The organism is Rossellomorea sp. GAMAL-10_SWC (assembly GCF_049568075.1).
Lineage (GTDB): Bacteria > Bacillota > Bacilli > Bacillales > Bacillaceae_G > Gottfriedia.
Map to the genome: position 1 here is coordinate 3,713,989 of NZ_CP144911.1, position 20,401 is coordinate 3,734,389.

10 protein-coding genes are annotated in these 20,401 nt (G+C 37.1%); 1 reads left to right on the forward strand and 9 read right to left on the reverse strand.

All coding sequences use genetic code 11. The features are described from left to right. Positions 1 to 226: 226 nt before the first annotated feature. The 7 genes from speB to V5E38_RS18320 form a co-directional block, all read right to left on the reverse strand. A complete protein-coding gene (gene speB, locus V5E38_RS18290; RefSeq protein ID WP_499211025.1) occupies positions 227 to 1,225 on the reverse strand; it encodes an agmatinase in 999 nt (332 codons plus the stop codon). Between the two features lie 110 nt (positions 1,226 to 1,335). Beyond that, entirely contained in the window at positions 1,336 to 2,520 is a 1,185-nt protein-coding gene (locus tag V5E38_RS18295; protein ID WP_499211026.1) for an iron-containing alcohol dehydrogenase, read from the reverse strand. Positions 2,521 to 2,579: 59 nt separating this feature from the next. Further along, on the reverse strand, positions 2,580 to 4,052 hold the full coding sequence (locus V5E38_RS18300; protein WP_499213601.1) for an aldehyde dehydrogenase family protein: 1,473 nt from the start codon (positions 4,050 to 4,052) through the stop codon (positions 2,580 to 2,582). 497 nt (positions 4,053 to 4,549) lie between these two features. After that, positions 4,550 to 7,294 (reverse strand): bifunctional YncE family protein/alkaline phosphatase family protein, encoded by a 2,745-nt coding sequence (locus V5E38_RS18305; RefSeq protein WP_499211027.1) that lies wholly within the window; start codon positions 7,292 to 7,294, stop codon positions 4,550 to 4,552. Between the two features lie 581 nt (positions 7,295 to 7,875). Continuing rightward, positions 7,876 to 11,013 carry an efflux RND transporter permease subunit gene (locus V5E38_RS18310; protein WP_499211028.1) on the reverse strand — a complete coding sequence of 1,046 codons (3,138 nt, stop codon included), beginning with the start codon at positions 11,011 to 11,013 and terminating at the stop codon, positions 7,876 to 7,878. A gap of 18 nt (positions 11,014 to 11,031) precedes the next feature. Beyond that, positions 11,032 to 11,247: a hypothetical protein gene (locus tag V5E38_RS18315; RefSeq protein ID WP_499211029.1), complete on the reverse strand. Its 216-nt coding sequence runs from the start codon at positions 11,245 to 11,247 to the stop codon at positions 11,032 to 11,034. Between the two features lie 187 nt (positions 11,248 to 11,434). Then, the gene (locus V5E38_RS18320) at positions 11,435 to 12,229 is read right to left on the reverse strand and encodes an amidohydrolase family protein (protein WP_499211030.1); all 795 of its coding nucleotides are present in this window, start codon (positions 12,227 to 12,229) and stop codon (positions 11,435 to 11,437) included. Positions 12,230 to 12,697: 468 nt separating this feature from the next. On the opposite strand from V5E38_RS18320, the gene V5E38_RS18325 reads away from it, so the two are divergent. Continuing rightward, positions 12,698 to 13,939 (forward strand): helix-turn-helix domain-containing protein, encoded by a 1,242-nt coding sequence (locus tag V5E38_RS18325; RefSeq protein ID WP_499211031.1) that lies wholly within the window; start codon positions 12,698 to 12,700, stop codon positions 13,937 to 13,939. Between the two features lie 226 nt (positions 13,940 to 14,165). Here V5E38_RS18325 and V5E38_RS18330 read toward each other — a convergent pair whose 3' ends face one another. Further along, complete coding sequence (locus V5E38_RS18330) at positions 14,166 to 14,570, reverse strand: BsuPI-related putative proteinase inhibitor (RefSeq protein WP_499211032.1); 405 nt, start codon at positions 14,568 to 14,570, stop codon at positions 14,166 to 14,168. A 318-nt stretch (positions 14,571 to 14,888) separates the two neighbouring features. Further along, complete coding sequence (locus tag V5E38_RS18335) at positions 14,889 to 19,799, reverse strand: S8 family serine peptidase (protein ID WP_499211033.1); 4,911 nt, start codon at positions 19,797 to 19,799, stop codon at positions 14,889 to 14,891. Between the last annotated feature and the right edge of the window lie 602 nt (positions 19,800 to 20,401).

The window sequence follows — 20,401 nt, forward strand, 5'->3', positions numbered from 1 at the left end:
ATTCCCACCATGTGAAAGTTTCATTCCAATTTCTTTATTAAGGCTGAAGAAGCGCGTAAAACCAAGCAAAGTTTGCTTGTGCTCCTGAGTGATGCTGAACAGAACTTCCTTTTTTGCATGAAAAAAGGACAGGCAGGGGTAGCTTTTCCCCTTCTCTGTCCTTTTAGCTAGAACTTTGTCCCCTTTAGGTAGGTAACCTTACCCTTTGGTGTCGAAACCAATCCGTTTAAAATAGCATTCCTTTCTTCTCTTTTCCGTACTTTTTATTCCCTTTTATCTCTTTTTCCTTTAATACATAGCTGAGTAAGTCTAGTAAAATGCGGGCCGCTACTTGTCCGGTCATGCCAGTAGGGTCATATTGCGGGGCAACTTCTACTAAATCAAAACCGATAACCTCTCCTCTTTTGGAAATCCCTTCAAGCAATTCATTAACCTCGTCATAGAGGAGACCACCTGGAGAAGGCGTACCTGTTCCAGGTGCAATGGACGGATCGATTCCGTCAATATCAATCGTAACATAATATTTTTCGCCGGCAGGAATTAGCTCCAGCACTTCCTTAAGTCCCATCTTTCTCATCTGGCGTGGCGATAAGATCACGCTGCCATAAGATCTTGCTGCTTCGACGTCTTCTTTTTTGCTGCTGCTGATCCCGCGAATGCCAAATTGAAATATTCTCTGAACATAATCCAGTTCTGATAAACGGCGAATGCAATTTCCATGACCATACCGCATTCCAGAGCGATGGTCTGCCCAGTCTAAATGGGCATCAATTTGAATCACATGAAACGGACCTATATCTTCTAGACCCTTTCCAACCGCTGCTGTAATAGAATGATCACCGCCTAATACAACCGGCATAGCACCTTTAGAAATGATTTTTCGAATAGCTTCTTCTGTATTCTCATGGCATTGCATAATATCCCCATGTACCATGTCTACATCACCGCAATCGGCGACTTTCCATTCTGGCCCAAGGTACATAATATCGTTTTCAATGTCATAAGCACCATCCAGACCGAAACTATATAATGTAGAGCCTTCGCGAATTCCTCTAGGGCCCATTCTTGCTCCTGATTTCCATTGTGTACCCATGTCATTAGGCACACCGATGACCGCCACATCTGCATCAAGCTCATCCAGGTTCACACATATTGGATATTTTCCAAAAGTACAAATGCCTGTAAAAGGTAAATTTAATACCTGCTTTTCATTCCGATTAGACATTCATGCTACCTCCTTCCAAATTTTTATCCCTCTTGGTTATGCAATATTTTCTGACGGATGATCATTTCTTAACTGAGGATTTTACATTTTACTTCGATCCATTTTACACATTAATTTTTAATAAAAGTGGTGTTTTTTACCTCATAAGTTTTTTGAAATAAGTTCAGATAATCTTCCTCTGTCAAATCTCTTGAATTGGCCTGAGTACACAAATGTTTATAGGCTCCTTCCGCTAGGAAAGGGAAGTCTTCGGGATTTACATTCCCTAAATCTTGGAAGCTAGGAATACCGATTTTATTTGCCAGTCCTTTTAACAGCGCAACACCCTCGTACGCAGTTTCTTCCACTGTTTTTCCTTCTGGATTTGCCCCAAGTTTAATTGCTACCATAGCGTGCTTTTCTGGATTGGAAGGAATATTAAATTCAAATACATGTGGAAGAAAAATAGAATTCGCTACACCATGTGGAGTGTCATAGAGTCCTCCAAGTGGTTCGGCCATCGCATGTACCGCCCCAAGATCCGTGTTATCAAAGGCAATTCCTGCAACTAAACTGCCCAAAAGCATATTTTTCCTAGCTTCTAAATCGTGACCATTTTCTACTACTAATGGAAGATATTTTGCTATTAATTCTATTGCATATAGTCCTAAAGCATCTGATAGCGGTTGTGCAACTTTACAAGTATAAGCTTCAATTGCATGTGTGAGTGCATCCATTCCTGTAGCGGCTGTAATTGATTTAGGCAATGTTAACGTCAATTCAGGGTCGACAAGCGCTAGTTTAGGAGCGATCTTCAAATCTAGTATCGCCTCCTTCTGTTTTGTCACGGTATCGGTAATGACAGAACCTCTTGTAACTTCACTACCGGTGCCTGAAGTTGTCGGAATGCAAATTAATGGTGGAATTTCCCGTTCTAGTAAATTTACGCCGTAACGTTCTCTTAGCTCTCCTCCGTGTGTAAATAGTGTTCCAATTGCTTTGGCTGTATCCATCGAACTTCCGCCACCGAGACCAATTAAAAGATCGATGTTCTCGTTTTTAAACTGTTGATAAGCACTCTCGCAATCTACATCTTTTGGATTTGGAGCTATTTTATCGTAAACAATATAATTGACACCTTCTTGATCTAGTGATTGTGTGATTTTCTCCAAGATTCCCGTTTGTGCAAGACCTTTATCAGTAATAATAAGGGCTTTATTTCCACCTAATTCTTTAGCTCTTTTCCCAATATTCTTTACTGTTCCATTCCCAAACTCTATAGTAGTAGGCAGATTAAAATGAAAATCCCATAACATAATGAATTCCTCCTTATTTTTTCAATATTTCGAATTTAAAACTGATTTTTTTCCTCGATTTAATGGCTAAACCATTCAGTTGGTTTAACATCTAAATTTATATTAATTTGTTTTACCTCAGTAAACGTATCCAAACCAAAGGTTCCTAACCCGCGTCCAATCCCGCTCTGCTTGTAACCGCCCCACGGTGCTTCATTATAGGCAAGGTTATATGCATTAACATAGGTAATTCCGGCTCTTACTTTTTTAATAACCCTCAAAGCTTTTGCGCCATCTTGTGAAAAAACCCCTGCAGCAAGACCGTATGAAGTATCATTTGCCAGTTGGATGGCTTCCTCTTCATCTTTAAACTTTTGAACAACAAGAACTGGTCCAAAAATTTCTTCTTGAACAATTCTCATGTCAGGTTTCGTATCAACAAATATTGCTGGCTCAATGAAGTAACCATTTTCAAGCCCTTTGCTAGAAATACGCTTTCCACCGCAAGCTAATGTTGCTCCTTCGTCTACCCCAATTTGAATATATTCAAGAATCTTCTTCATATGGTCTTCACTTACAAGCGGACCCATTTCTGTAGAAGAATCATTCCCAGGGCCAACCTGAATCTTTTTCGCTCTTTCTACCAATCTCGCAACGAACTTATCGTGGATACTCTCTTCTAACAGCAAACGGGATCCTGCATTACATACTTGGCCGGTATTTGTATAAATCCCATTCAGAGTATAATCGATGGCTGTCTCAAAATCAGCGTCTGCAAAAACAATATTTGGTGACTTGCCTCCTAACTCGAGTGAAATGTTTTTAATATTTCCTGTTGCAGAATTCATAATGCTTCTACCCGTTGCTGTACTACCTGTAAAAGATATCAGATCTACCTTTTGGCTTTCCGCTATTTCATTTCCTACTGCTGAACCACCTCCCAAAACTAGGTTTACAACACCAGCTGGTATCCCCACTTCTTCCATGATTTCAAATAATTTGTAAGTAGTGACTGGAGTGATTTCAGCTGGTTTAAAAACAAGCGTATTTCCCGCAGCTAGTGCAGGGGCTATTTTCCAAGCTCCCGTCAACAATGGAAAATTCCATGGGGCGATAAGTCCGCATACACCGACAGGTTCTCGAATAACCATGGCTTGGACAGGATCGGCAACAGAATAGGTTTGACCATTTGGCTTAGTCACTAGCCCAGCATAATATCGAAAGCAATTAACGGTATCAGCAATATCAAACTCTGATTCTTTAAGGGGTTTTCCCATATTCTCTGTTTCAAGTTTGCTTAGCTCTTCTGCCTTTTCTTCAATTTTATCTGCTATTTTAAATAAATAAGAAGCACGTTCAGATGCCGGTAATTCTGACCAAATTCCTGAGTCAAAAGCTACTCGTGCTGCATTAATTGCCATTTGGGCCTCTTCTCTACTCCCGCGTGGAGACTCAGCCATGATTTTACCGTTTGCGGGATTCACAGCATGACTCTTTTCTCCGCTTAATGAATCCAACCATTCACCATTAATAAACATTTTCAACTTTAACATTTTGATAAACCTCCAATATGTTATTTTTACATTGCCAGTAGAGAGATAACCTCGCAATCGATGCCTAGGACATTATTTGAGATTAATAGATTTTTATATGATAGGTTAAGCTTTTCCCCCATCTTTCCTTGAAAAGAATGCCCATAAACGGAATATCATACGCGTCTACTAGTGCGCCATTCACTAGCGCTTACTTCTTCTTTAAACTCCCTCCATATCAATAAATTAAATCATCAAATCATTTTGAAGATTAAGTATTTTTAGTGTAAACCTTGTTGTTACACAAAGGTCAATATGTGTTTTTTTATTTTTTTATGAGTTAATTCCTATGAAAATAAAGGGAAAATCCCCATTAGTAAAATAGAGAGAATAAGTGGGTTAAAGAAGGGCACAAAAACTTGATAAAAAAATAAGGAAAAGGCTTAAGGTGACTACGATCGTCCCTTTTTCCTTTTCCCTGTTTGTGCCTTATTTCAGATGATTGTTCCGATTACGTTTTAATTATTTGCCGGAGAAGGTGCGCTGCTTTCAGGTTGCTTCTGCACTTCTTCAGGGCTCAGCGGCTGTTTATCCCCTGGATATGGTTGATCAAAGCCTTTTGTTGCGTACCAAACAGAATGATTTAGCATGTTGGCGTTGACTTCATCCGGAGAAGCATGTTTTCCGGTAAATAGATCCTTGTTCTTGTTAGACCATTCCGTCCATTTTTTTGAAAGTTCTTTTGAGTCTAGTGTAACTTGTTCTGTATTAGCAAGTGCAGCCGTATTGGCGTTCGGCTGTCCATTTAAAGTATCAAGCGGTATCTGATTAGGCTCGAAGTTATACGGTGTAAAGTCAGGCTTGTCTGTAAAGAGTTCGCTCATCGGTTCTGCAGCTGCATCATTTTGGTTCATAGCAGGGAGACCAAGAATTTGCTCGATACTTCTTACCATATTTATGACAGTCCAATAGTGGCTGTCCGTAATACCTTTTTTCACCCAAGGACTGATTACATGCGCAGGCTGACGGTGACCATCGACATGGTCTAAGCCATTCTGTGAATCATCTTGAGTAATGAAGATGACTGAGTCCTTCCAATAAGGACTATGTGAAATAAGGTCAACGATTTTACCAATAGCAAGATCATTATCTGCAACCATAGCTTGTGGTGTAGGAGAACCTGTTGCATTACCTGCAGTATGGTCATCCATTACCCACAACGTGTTTAAAGCTGGTAAATCGTTATTTTTGACGTGTTCTTCAAACCTTTGCTTAAATATTTCAAATCGATATTGATCTGGAATATTCGTATCAAAGGTTGGGAAAGGTTTATAAGTAATCGGTCCGAGAGATGGAATATCATATGTTGCCGAATAGTTTCCTATTGGTACATGAAGATCGCCCTCTTTCTGTCCGGAAAGAATCTGATAATCTTTGTACCAGTCCGTCCAGGTACCAAAAGGTGCTGATCCAGTGAAACCAGTTGTATCTTCACCGAAGTTTTCTACAGATACGTTATTTTTTGCTGCTTGATCCCATAAGTGTCCTGTAGGTGCGTACGCCATAGGATCCCCGGCCCCTCCAGGATAACTTCTAACATTGGCTGAATCTGTTTCTTTATCCTCATAGTCCGTATTAGTTCCTTGCATTACCCATTGGTGTCCGCTTGCTGATTGAATACCTGAAGTATATACGTTATCAAGGAGCGGGAATGTACTCGCAAGTTTGTGAATGTTTGGAGTTACTACTTTTGGGAACTGAGTTAAAGCTGGTTCTCCATTTCCTTTACCTAAATCTCCTAGAACCTGATCATAAGTGCGGTTTTCTTTAATAATATAGAATACATGTTTGATGGTTGAAGGCTCACCAACACGCTCAGGCATAGCAACTGGTTTTTTATTTTGACGAGGTTTTGCGTTCAGATTCTTTAAACCAAACCAGTTGTTGTCGGCAAATACCTGTTTGGTGCCTTTTGCAAGGTCCTCGGCAGATGGGAATGGGATTAATGAAAGAGAACCAATTTGAGCATATGATGATTTCCCGGTAACCTTAATTCCTTGAATCGTTAAATCACGTGAAGGTCCACGTGAACCAATACCATCCGCATTAGCAACGATTAACTTCTTATTTTCAGAATCAACAGCAATATCTACTGGAAACCAGGCTGTCGGCAAGAGTCCTTGCAGTTCAGCAGTCTTTTTAGGTCCTTGCCAATCGTATACTGCAATCGCATTATCCCGCCCAAGACTTACCATTAACTTATTATCTACTACTTTCACAGCGTTAGGTGCTGAGCCTTTAGCAGCATTAGGGTATGGTTTGATGTCGATCGTTTGTGCGACCGTATTAGTGTTAGAATCAATGACAGAAACCGTGTCGCTATTTGTATTTGCTACAAATATGTATTGACCTGACTGCGTCATACGTTCAGGCTGCACACCAACTTCGATCGTTTTTGTGACTGTATTCGTAGTTAAGTCAATAACTGATACTGTTCCTGTCGTCGTTGCACCTGTTTTAGGATCCACAACCACATTTGTCCCTGAAGAATTTACCGTTGTGTCCCCTGCTTTTGCAGTACGGCCACCCTGGTTTGTTACATAAGCAAAGTTACCTTTGACTAATACACCTGTAGGCGCATTTTCCACTGATACTTTAGTTACTGAACCCGTTTGAGGATCAACAATTCCAAGGCTGTTATCACGGTTTAGAGCAACTAGCAGCTTACCTTCTTGTGTAACCGCTATATCAAGGGGATTAATATTTCCACCGACAGATGCTTTGGGCAGATTAATGCTTTTTTTAACAGAGGGAGTTCCATCTTCACTAACTGACATAACGACTACTTTTCCGGTTGTTCCTGATGAACCTGTTGCATATAGCGAGCTACCATCTGCTGAATAAGCTAATCCCCACATTTGAGAGAGGCCTATTGATAAATCTTGAGTAGTCAATTTTCCAGTCGAAAGATCAACAATGTTAATCCCTTTTCCACCGTAATTATTGCGTCCAACGATAGTTGCTGCTGTCTTACTATTTGGATGTACAGCAACCGTTATAGGATTGCCCCCAAATTCAATTTGTTTTCCTGCTGGTGTGATGAGTTGATTGACTGGTGTTAATACGGAGCCGTCTGCCTGAGGGCCAACGAGCCTGTTTCCAAAAGCATTATCATTTGCAGCATAAGCACCGGCAGATCCTAACAATACTGTACTTAAGGTAATCCCAGCGAGCAATTTTGTCTTACTTACTTTCTTCTTCATTATTCTTCACTCCTTTCTGAATCTTCTTAAAGAATACTCCTATTCTATTAATCTACTACTTCAGTTTAGTAAATTTATATAAAGGTTATATTTAGTAGAGTTAAGTATTAATTAGTAAATTCCCCCTAAAAAATAGGGTAGTTGGAATAATCTTTCACATTAAAACGTTGATATATCAATATTGGTAGTCCTGGTATGCTCATTTTCTCATCTAAACAAATTTACATAATTTAAAAAAAGTACAAGTAAATAACATAATTAATTACTTACTAGGATATTGAACGCCCCTCAATCGGGGATGTAGTAGAACAATTATTGCGAAAAAAGAGTAGAAAGATAGGATTTAATACTAAATGTAATCCAGGAGTCTAGCAAATTTGCAGTGTTACGGACCAGAAATGATTGCACTGGTCTGATTGAACGGCTTCTATGTAATTTATATCTATAAAAAAAATTTCACCAATAGAAAAAAGAACCGTTTATAAAACGATTCTTTGATATAACGACAAGAATGGGCATAAAGTCTACAGCCAAAAACAATAGGATCTAATTCAAGAGATACAATAAATACTTAACACTTCCTAAACGGTTTTTTGAGATTTATGACTGAGGTCACCAACAATGTCGTTGGAACTCTTGTCATATTCCTTATGAAGCCATTTATACAGAATAGGAATCATAAATAAGCTGATAAATGTGGAGCTAACTAACCCACCAATCACAACTATACCGAGAGTTTGAGAGATAATGGTGTCAGTTCGAGATGATAAAGCTAAAGGCATTAGTGTTAAAATTGTTGTTAAAGCGGTTGTGAGAATCGGCCTGATTCTAGATAATGTACCTTGTAATATTGCTTCTTCTAAAACGTGTCCTGCCAACCTATTTCTCTCTATTTTATCTACTAATACAATACCATTCGTAACCACAATTCCAGTTAACATTAACAGTCCGACCAGAGCAGCCAGATTCCATTCTAACTGGAAGATTAGCATTCCAGCGACTGATCCAATGAAGGCAAGTGGTATACAAATTAATACTGTGAGTGGTGCCTTCCATCCCCTGAATACACAGCTAATAATGGAAAGAACGATCAAAATGGAAAATGATAAAGCAATGGCCATTTCATAGATCATTTCCTTAACTTGCTCAGGAGCCCCTGCAAAAGAGTAATTGACTCCTTCGGGAAGCGGAGTATCCTTAAGTACACTTTTAACTTGTTTGGTTACTTTCCCTACATCTCTAGAAAGAATGTTTCCCGTAATAACAGCGTAAGGATGACCATCCTTCTCTTGTATCACAGATGAATCTGTGATTGGCGCTGCAACAACAAGCTGATTTAATCTAAAAGTTCTTCCCTCTTTATTAATAAACGATTCGTTACCCATTTGATTTAATAATCGCAGTGCTGGGTCTGTTTCATTGAGGGCCAGGTCGTTCTTATTATCCACACTCTTAAGATGTAAAACGATAGGATATGTATTATTGTTAAGCGAAATCTCGCCTATTGTGCCTTCAGCAGTGTATAACTTGAACCTATTTATGATATCTGATAAATTCAGACCATTTTGTTCAATCATCTTTCTGTTTAAGGTTAATTGATATTGAGAAGCGGTTCCTTCTTCATCAGCCAAACCTTGCACGGCAAGGCCCGGTATCAACTTTAGGCGATTTCCAACAGAGCGTGATAAATTTTCAAGAGTTTGGCTATCCGCACCACTTAGATTAATTTTTAATAAAGAGTCATCTCCAGAAATACTCTTGTCAGTTACCGTGTAAATTGCTGAACTTTTAAGAGAATCCAACTGCTTTTGTAATTGGTTGGTCATTCTAGTTTTATCTGCATTTTTTCCAATACTTAGGGACAGATTGGCTATATTCGGCTGCTGGATCCATCCACCTCCAGCATCAAATACATCGTCTGATTGAGGAGTGAAAGAAGAACCGAGGCCGGAAGAAAATGAAGAAACGTTTGGATTCTTTTGCAAAAGTCCCTCAACTCTCTTCACTTCTTCGTCTACTTCACTCAGCGATGTATTTTTGGGTAATTCAATTTGAATGCCGAGCTGGCCTGTATTATTAGTCATGGTCAGGAAATTTACAGGAAGCAAGGTCGAGGCTACACCCAAAACAACAAATAAACTTACAGTTATTGTACTAAGAAGCTTCCTTCTCTGAAAAACCCAGCCATAAATCTTATAAGAACGTTTAGCCATGAAATCGTCGTGTGCTGTTGGCTTTCCTTTCCAGACAAGATTATATAGAGCAGGAACTACAAGAACTGAAACGACTAAGGAAATAATGAGAGCAATAACAACAGACCATGCAAAACCTGAAAAGGCTGCGCCAACGAGACCACCGACAAGGGCTATGGGAATATACACAGCAACCGTAGTGGCCGTAGATGAAACAATCGCCGGAATCATCTCCTTTACAGCCAGTGTAATGAATGAAAAGCTTTTTAATTCTTTTCCTTCTTTTACTTTTCTGTTGATATTGTCCAAGATCACAATCGAATCATCCACAACCCTTCCCATCGCCACCACAAGGCCGGAAACGGTAAGAATGTTAAGTGAGATTCCTAATAACTTTAGGATACCGGTAGTAGCTAAAAGACATATTGGCAAGGAAATAGCAATTAATAATGTAGAGCGTACATTGCGAAAGAATAGAAATACGCAGATCATGGAGAACAAGCACCCCAATAATCCCTCTTTAACGAGTCCTTGTAAAGAATAATTCACCTGCTGCCCTTGGTCAAAAAGTATGGAGGCTTCTACATCATTATTTTTAATCGGTGTTATATCTTGTATTCGGCTGTGAATGCTTTTCGACAAATTGGTAATATTTGATGAAGGCGTTTTTAAAATATCCAGTACTACGCTCGGTGTACCTTTTGTTCTGGATATGGTCTGAAGATTAACAATCGAATTCGAAATATCTGCCACTTCAGATAGAGAAATGGTCTTACCATCTGCCCGACTTATAGACAACTTCTGCAGATCTGTTTTATTCAGCCCCCAGCCGTTCACTTTTATGGGCACCGTCATCTGGCCGTCTGATAAGTCCCCTTCTGTTTCAGTTGTGTGTTGTTGTTTGAGGGAATTATTGATATCGTCCACACTAAAACCGGACTTAATTAAATCGTCCTTACGAATTGAGATGGCGTATCCAGCATTTCCACCACCTGACACTTGAATGTCCTTTATTCCAGGAATAGTTTTAAGTCTTTTTACCACTTCTTCTTGTACGGAAGTCCTAAGCATGTTTTCCGAAATATTGACATTATTGCTTTTTAGGCTGATTGTCATAATAGGAAGCGAATGCGTACTAAGGCGGTTCACAAGGGGTTTGTCAGATTCTTTTGGCAATGAAATTTCTTCGATCGCTTTATTCACTTGCTGCTCTGCCTTTTCCATATCATATTTCATAGGAAAATTTAGACTTATAAACGAGCCCCCGTTAAAGGAATTAGTTTCCACATCTTGAAGATTGTCTACTACCCTGACCGCCTCCTGGATAGGTTTCGTTATATATTCATTAACCTGATCAGCCTGTAGGCTCTGTGCTTTTACTGAAATCGTAAGTGTAGGATTATTAATTTCAGGCAGATAATCCCTCTGCATTTGAAAGGCTGATATTGCTCCCCATACCAAAATGATGATAGTTAGTGTAATAATAAGGCCAGCTCTTCTAATAGATGCTTGTAATAAACGATTCATTTTCTCCTAATTCCCTCCTTATAAAGAAATTATTATGTACGTTTTACTGCGCCAAAGAAACATGCCAAGCATATTTACCTTTTGAATTGGCATGAAACCTGAACTGCCCTCGTTTTCAGCGAGTAGATGACCAGTGGTAGTTGCGAAATTATGGTCATCGGTTCCACCATTTGCGTTAAAAGACCCAGCAAGCAAACTTAATCCCCTTTCTCCTTTTAATAGAGTAATCCCCATCTGTTAATCTACAATTTCAGATTTGTAAAGCTATATAAATTCTTTGTTAATCCTATTAATTATTTATTCACTTCTCGCAAGAATAACTTGCAATAGTCAAGGTGATGTTTGGATCCATTACGACCTCGTAAATCCTTTAGAAGAACAAAAAAAGGCACCAACCACAAGGGTTAGTTGCCTCCTTTTCCTATTCAATTAATCCTAAAAAGTTTTTTCCGAGTATGTATTCTTTTTCATTATCAGGAATTTGAAGGGATTCCACCCATCTTTTCTTGTCCGAATAGTCATATTCATTAAATGTCTTCATCCCATATGGTCCGTCACAGCCAAAAAGAACTTTACGGTAACCTAAAGCCTCTACCGCTTGTTTTACAATTGACGGATTGAGATAATCACTTGATGTATCAACATATACATTTGGTTGTTCCTTAACGTATTTCCATAGTTTTTTCCAAAATGGTAGACCAGCGTGAGCATATATTAATTTAAGTTTAGGAAAATTTTCAGGTAGATATTTATAGGAGTCAATCTCAGAAGAAAGATGAATAATCATAGGTACATCTTTTGATTCACATAAAGCAGCAACCCTTTCAAGAGCTTTAATACGATAACCATGCATGAATGGATGAGCCTTTACCCCAATAAAACTAGGGTTTTTAAGATAGAATTCTATTTCTTCCATAAAATTAGGAATCATAGGGTTCACTGCTACCCAACCTAGAAAACGATCTGGAAATCTTGCAATTGCAGTAGCCACGATATCATTTTGTGGCTCGGTAAAAATCTTATATGTGTTACCATAAAGTTTCAAATAGCCATCTTTCACTAGACCATCATAAATTTTGTGCCCAATTTGAGGTGTATTAAGTATTAAAAAACGAAATAATCGTTGAATATGATACTGAGTGGTACGATCCGATTCAAACATTGTTTCACTCATAGGGGGGATTAGAGCAGTTTTTGCTATATTATTTTTATCCATCCCCTCTATCATTTTTTCTAAGGTCAGCATGGATTCATCCACATGGAAATGGCAATCAATAATTATATAAATCTCCCCTATTCTATTATTTTCAATGTATTTCCTTATCAACAATGGCCTCTATTTTTAAAACTGATCACTTTTAACCCATTATTACTAGTATCAAATATATGCTTTGAATAAAAACTTTATTAAATTAAAGATCTGTCCAGATTCAATTCAGCTTTGCAAATCTACTACAAGAAATAAGAAAAACGAGGCCTAAAGGTGTATTTAATATCTTACTCCCTATGTAAAAAGAGTACGTTAGCAATTGGAGTTCACACAGGATTTTTTACCTACTTATACTATTGAAGTTATAAAAAAATAAAAAATTAAATTTTTCATTAAAAGTATATCAAGTTTGGATTTTCTTTAGTAAAATAAGAAAAAAATTTCATATCAGCGAGATAAAGTGGGGGGGTCACCATGCTAGAGGGACAAATAATCAAATTCTATCGTGAACGTCAGAACATGATGCAGAAGGATTTAGGAATTGGCATCTGTTCAAGTACACATATAAGCAAAATTGAACGAGGATTAACAGAAGTTTCTAAAGAAACAATAAGCTTTCTGTCAGAACGGCTTGGCATTGATATGGAAATAGAAATTAAAACATACAATAGCATAGATTCCATTTTAAAAAAATGGCATGAATCGATCATTTTAAAACTGAAAACAAAGGCTAAGAATCTAAAGGAGCAATTAGAAGCTATTGCTCTGCTGCATATGCAGGATATTTATCGTTCCTATACGCTCATACTCACAAGATATTATTTATTGATAGGACAGGGGCAACAAGCTACATCTCTAATTGCTGAAATTGACAAATGGTCTGATCTTCCACCATATGAAAAAAACATGCTTCTTCATATTAAAGGGATTAATGCATTGATAAATAAGGAATATTATAAGGCAATTTCATATTTTCAAGGAATTGATCTAACCTATTACAACAACAAAGAGTACTATTATCATTTGGCTTTTGCCTATCATTCTCTGAATTCACGAGTATTGGCTTATTATTTTGCCGAAAAGTCCCTGAGCTTTTTCACAGAAGTACGCAGTTTTACGCGTATGATTGAAGCAGAAATGCTTATGTTGGTCCAAGTAGAGCGGGACGAGTTTTACGATCCAAAAGATATCGAATATCAAAGATTAATCGAGATGACAGAAAACATAGGATTAGACCATCAAAGAGCAATGCTGATTCACAATCTCGCATACCAAAAAGTTCGCCAAGGAAATTATGATAAAGCTAGTCAATACTATAAACAATCCATGGATATAAAAGATCCTAATACAGCCCTTCATATAGCCTCTTTGGAAGGATATATAAATGCATTATCGAAACAAGGATTGAAATCAACCGAGAAATTGCTCCAATTGGTCGAAAAGGGTATTGCTCTTTCTGAAGAAATAACAGAGCCAATCTATTTACATTTCTTCTATTTGCATAAATATAATCTTCAAAAAGAAAAAGAGCTTTACTACCATTACCTTGAAAAAGAAGCATTTCCTTATTATCAGAAAATGGCACATGTTCGCTTATCTGAATATTATGGGATAAAATTGTTTGACTATCATATGGAAAAAGGCAATGTCGAAGAAGCAAATCAATACGCTGTGCATCTCGTGGAAAAATACCGCAGAAACGATAAATTTGCTTGATTTTTAAAATAAATGATAACAACATTAAATAAAAGCAGATGGAACCGAGAATCTATAAAAGATTCTAGCTTAAACATCTGCTTTAATTTCAATCCTTTCAACTATTCAATATAATAATTCAGGTGTTAAAGTATCAATCTTAGTAAAATAAGAAAGAACTTTTTGAAGAGTGTGGATATATTCGCGTTTATTTAAATCAAATAAATTCTCTTCCTTCAACTTTCACTTATCGAATGGCTGTATTTTCAGGCGGAATATTGAAAGTAAAGGAAGTAGCTGGCTTCGAATGAACATGTTTGTCATTTATTTTCCATATTTCTAAAATGACACTAACTGTATATGTTCCTGCAGGTGCTCTCTCTCCATCATTCGTTTTGTAATTCCACGTACTTTTCCATTGGATTTGTTCCCCGCTGTTTAATGACTTATGTTGAATCACCTGTAAAAAAAATTTCCCTTTACTAAAATGATAGACCTGTTCTCCTTGTGCATTATACACCTTATAATCATAAATCTGGCTTGTTTGAAACTCTATAAACATTGCTTGATCGCTATTATTTTTAAACGTAAAAATGAATGTGGCTTGTTCCACGTCTGCGATAACATCTCCAACCCATATCCAATCTGTCATGCCTCTAACCTCCTAAGTAAAGATTAAATGATTCCCGTAAACAAAAGTAATACTCTTTCCTAGTGTATAATCCCTGTAATATAGATTATTACTTTATAAAAAACCATAACAATCCGTCTAGTTAAAAGATAAGTATAGCCTATTAAAGGTTTCTAATAGCCTTCATCCAAACGCGGACGAACTACTGAAGAGAACCAATCTTCCAAAAGATATAATGTATTCTAATTTTATTTCTATTTTTTTCAAGAACAAAAAGGTACCAGCTACCAAAGTCAGAGTTTTTCTCTTTTCTCAGGAGCTGGCACCCTTTTAGTTTAGTTATTTTTTAACAATAACCTGTGTTACTTGTACATCTTTATAACCCTTTGCTTTTATGACGATCTTATAGGATTGAGCCTTTGTAAATACTTTTCCGTTTATTATTATGTTTCCTTTATCTATTTTGTAGTTTCCTTTTATTGATTTTCCGTTTACTGTTATGCTTGTTATTGAGCTTCTCCATTTTGCATCGTCTTTGAAGGTTATGTTGATTGTTTTTCCTACTTTATTATCTTTTTTGTCTGCTGTTAATTTTGGTGCCGGTTTTACTTCTGGAATAATAACCTGTGTTACTTGTACATCTTTATAACCCTTTGCTTTTATTACGATTTTATAGGATTGAGTCTTTGTAAATACTTTTCCGTTTATTATTATGTTTCCTTTATCTATTTTGTAGTTTACTTTTATTGATTTTCCGTTTACTGTTATGCTTGTTATTGAGCTTCTCCATTTTGCATCGTCTTTGAAGGTTATGTTGATTGTTTTTCCTACTTTATTATCTTTTTTGTCTGCTGCTACTATTGGTGCTGGTTTTGCTGGTGGTGCTGGTTTTACTACTTTTGAATTAATATACAATCTTCCTTTAGTCAACATGGTCATTTTATTTCCATTATTGTCCTCAACTGTAACCTCGATCTGTCCGCCGTTTAATACAATGTCCTTTGGAACAATCCATTGTCCAACATAATGACCTGTACCTTTTCCAGCTACATCTAGTTTCTCTATCATTGGCATTTCAATGGCAGAACCGGTTGTTGTTTGTATACTCATAGACCCATTTACGTTACCTATCGGTAAAATAATTCTAAATGCTGCTTTCTTTAATCCTACCTCTGAATCAAATTCAACCTTAACTGCATCACCAGATTTTAATTTTAAATCTTGATCTGGTTTCAAATTAGTAATACCTGTTATTGCATATTTTACATTTACAGTTAGACTCTTAACTGTTTCATTTCCTGCTTTGTCTCTAGCAACAACATTTATTCCATTTTTCCCTTCCTTAGAAATAAGCTTTGCTGTCCAATTTCCATTTGAATCTATGTCTACCCTTGTTCCATTAACATTAACATAATCTAAATAATCATCTTTGGCTGTTCCTGTTACAGTTATAACTTGATCATTTATATTTGCGTTATTTTGTGGACTTGTAATGTCTAAAGCTGGTGCTGTCTTGTCTACTATAACCTTTATTTCCTTCGAATAAGGAGTAGATCCGATTTCTGTAATCGTTTTCGCCTTCAGAGTATTAACTCCCTCTTGAAGTACAGTGTCAATTGAGAAGCTTCCATCATTATTTGTCTTTCCATTTGCTATATCTTCATCATTTCTAAATATATGAACGTCCATTCCTGGAGCTGCCATACCTTTTATTGTTACGTTTTCATTATTAAAATATGAGTTGTCCAATGATGAGACGATAACTGGAGATTTTGCTTCTAGCTTAACTGTTGATCTAATCATCATGTTACCAAAATCTTTATTTGCTAAAGTGAATGGCCCACCTTTTACAAACCACCATGATCTTTGTGCTACTACTGGATTATTTTTATCCAACATAATTGCTGGACTTGCAGGAGCAAACTTATCCTGTATTAAAACCATATAAAAATCGCCTGTTACAACTATTTGTTGTGCTGATAAATCAACGACTGTCCATTTCCCTGCCTCTCTTACAGCAGTTGCATTAATTGGCCCTGCTATTATTTTTCCAGGAGCGCCATCCTTTCCACTTGCATCATAAACTGCCACCTTAAATGTATTTCCACCTGAAAATGGATCAATCATAAATAATCCAGAAGTTACGATCGCTGAAGTCTGTCCCTCTGGAAGTGACATTCTTACCGCATAGCCGCCTCCTGCCTCCCATTGAGCCACTGAATATTCTCCTGTTCCATCATCATAGCCTATCTCTCCTGGGAAGTTTATAAATGGTTTTAGCTGAAGATCATGTGAGACATTTTCATTACCCGTAATATCTACAGTAAATTTCTCATCAAAATAGTTCTCTGCTGTAACCTGTACGGTATATTTACCTTCATATGCAGTTAATGAGTAATTACCCTCTGCATCAGTTGTTACTGGTGATACTGCTGCATCCTCAATTACGTAAACTTTAGCGCCTTTCACAGGTTTTCCTGTTTGGGCATTAATTATTTTACCTTTTAATGTTCCCTTAGGTAATGGAACCATTGTAAAGTTTGTATTTTCAAGAACTTGGTTTTCTGTTACTTGAACCTTCTGATCCTGTGGATAGTATCCATAGGTTTCAGCTCTTAATGTATACTCTCCTGCTTTAATCTTAAAACTATATGAGCCGTCTTGCGGATTTGTTTTTGTTGAACGACCATTTTCAACAATAGATACTGTAGCTAGTAATGGAAGTCCTGCTGTATCAGAATTTGTCTCTACAGAATTTATTATTTGTTCTTTTGGGCTGTTACTTAAAGCTGATTTGCCACCTGATGTTGCAAATAAATTTGTTAATCTATTCATCAGTTCTTTAGGGATGTTGCTTAAAGCTGATGATGTGCTGCCTGTAGCTGCAGATTTGTTTGTTAATTTCACATCATCAATAAACCATCCTTGATGATTATTGGAGTCACCAGATATAAAGGCAAATGCGATTTCTATTTTCTTTCCTGCATATTTGCTTAGATCTATTTCCTCATTTGAATATCCTTCTGCCGTAGTACCTACATATGCTGCTTCTATATCAAAATACTCAGCGCCGTCAGGTTTAACTGCAACAAATCCATGGTCATTTTCTCCTATATCATACCAATTTTTAAACTGTAAATACGCTTTCCCTTCCGGCAGGACAATAGCGGGCATTTTTGATACCATGCTTTGATTTCCTGAATACGTTCCTTCAAGATTAGTAGCTAAAACCTTTTCTCCCGAGGCTGCTGCCTTAGGTCCTGTTGTTGGTTTTCCCCACTTCAATTGATCCGGCACTTGGGAAATACCTTCCCATCCTGTCATTTCTGTTTCGAAATCATTAAAGTATCCTATTGTAAGTGCAGGCTTAACAAGAATTTTATAGATATCACTTGTAACCTCGTTCTTTCCAAAATCAACTATTCTCCATCTGTAAGATAGATTTGATCCTACTACTCTATCAGCTGGAATTACAGCTTCATAGCTTCCTGACTTGTAGTCCCCACTAATCCTTTTAGCTACAACTGTTGTCCACTCATCTGCTGAATTTTTATACTGAAGCTCAACTGTCTCAACACTTACATTATCCTGTACATCTATTTTTAAATCTTGTTTCAATCCTTCATATGTCTCTGTAACAGGTAGATGTTTAAATGTTGGTGGTACTGTATCTTCAGCTTCTTGTGATACTTGGCCTTTAATCTCAGAAATTCCTTGCATAACTGATGTTACAGCCTTAAATGCATTTATAACACCACTTCCATATCCATTGTTAGGGGTTTCAGGATATTGAGTGTTAGTACAAGGAGTTGCTGTATTCTCTATTATTCTTTCAATATCGTCAACTTTTAAAGATGAATTGGCCTGTAGAAGTAATGCTACAAGTCCAGATGTGTGTGGAGTTGCCATCGAGGTTCCATTCCACCCACCCTCATATACACTTCCTGGAACTGAGGATCTTATATTAACTCCAGGTGCTGAAACATTTGGCTTAATTATTCCACCATATGGTGATGGCCCCCTTAATGAGAAGCCGGCTAAATTGTTGTTTATGTCAGTTGCTCCTACTGTAAAGGATTCTGGATAATTTCCTGGATTAGCAACTGATCCTGGCCCACCAGGATTGGAAGGGGTTATATTTCCTGCTGCAAATACTGGCACTATATTTGCTGCTCTCCAGTTTCTTATAATCGTTCTATACCAATCATCTACTCCAGGACCGCCTCCCCATGAGTTATTAATAACATTAGGAGCCATTTCTGGATGTGGTACACCATTTCTATCCTTAGGTGCAAGCATCCATTCACCAGCTGCTATTAAATCAGCATCATTTCCGCCATCTTTTGTAAATGCCTTAGCAGCTATCCACTTTGCTCCTGGCGCAACACCTATCTTATTTGTTCCATTTGGTTCTGAACCAACCATAGTACCCACTGTATGGGTTCCATGACCGAGATCATCGTAGGGTACTGAACCGTGAGTTTCAGTTGCATCAAACCAATTGAATTCATTATTTGGATTGTCTGGATTATTTGGGTCATATCCTCTATATTTTGTCTTTAACGCAGGGTGATCCCACTGAACTCCTGTATCTATGCTACCAACAACTATCCCTGTTCCATCTATTCCCAAGCTCCAAACATCAGGCGCCCCAATTTTTTTAAGCCCCCATTCTGTATTCTCATCCGCTTGAACAGCAGCTCCAGTAGTTTTTTCAGGATGGATTAACTTAGTAATTCCATTAGGTTTTATACTTTCAACCTCAGGCATAGCTGCTATGTTTTTCATAACATCCTCTGTTGCTGTAACTGCCATACCATTTACGATGTAAAATGATTTAATATCCTTTACATTTCCGTTATTTTTTTCTTTTACTAAATACTTCTTCAAATTACTCTGTGATGAATCTGCTTTAATTCTCAATTCAGAAACGATTGATGAACGAACTACTAACTCTTTTTTTACATTTGATAGCTGCTTATTCTTAGCCTTTGCTTCATTAGCAACCTTTACTGTATCTACCTGATCCTTAAATTTAACAAGAAAGCTATTTTGAGACTTGTTGTCAAATTCTTTTTCAAGTTCTGGACTTATTTTATTCTCTATTACTTCTTTAGCTTCTAGGTTATTGCTATTCATATTATTTTTACTTGCATAAGCCTTACCATAATTTCCAACTGGTCCAACAAATGAGCTTATGGTAAGTAGGCAAGTTGTCGACAATGCAAGCAATTTTTTGGTGATTTTCATTCTGTTTATACCTCCATATTTAGATTGAATTTACCTAACTACTCCTTTTTCCTCCTTTCCTTTAATTGCTTGAACCTATTAAACTTATAAAATAGGTTTGCGATGAGAATTACAACACTCACTGCATGTTCAAATTTTAAGAAATATCTTGAAGCAGGATTCAAAGTTGAATAGGGAAAATTAAGAGATTGCTAACAAGATACCTTCTAAACCAATTACCAATTCTGTATCAGATTTATGTATTATCTAGCTGTATTTGAAATGAATGGGTAACATTGAATTTTAATAGAATTATATATTTGTCAGAATAGGATGACAAATGGGGTTTTGTAAGAGGGGGACGTTCTATTTTTTTACATTTTTTTATATTTTTTTACACTTTTTTACATTTTTAATAATTTTGAATATTACAATATTGTAAATCTATCAATCGTACTATTAATATAGATTTTGACTTGGGTTTATTAATCAATATATTGACAATTAAGAAATTGTGTGGAAGAAGGTGTATAAGAACTCAACCCCACATTCCTACGTTCCCATTTTCCCGTTCATAATTATAAGTAAAAAAGGCAGCGCCCAATGGGCTGCTGCCTTTGAAA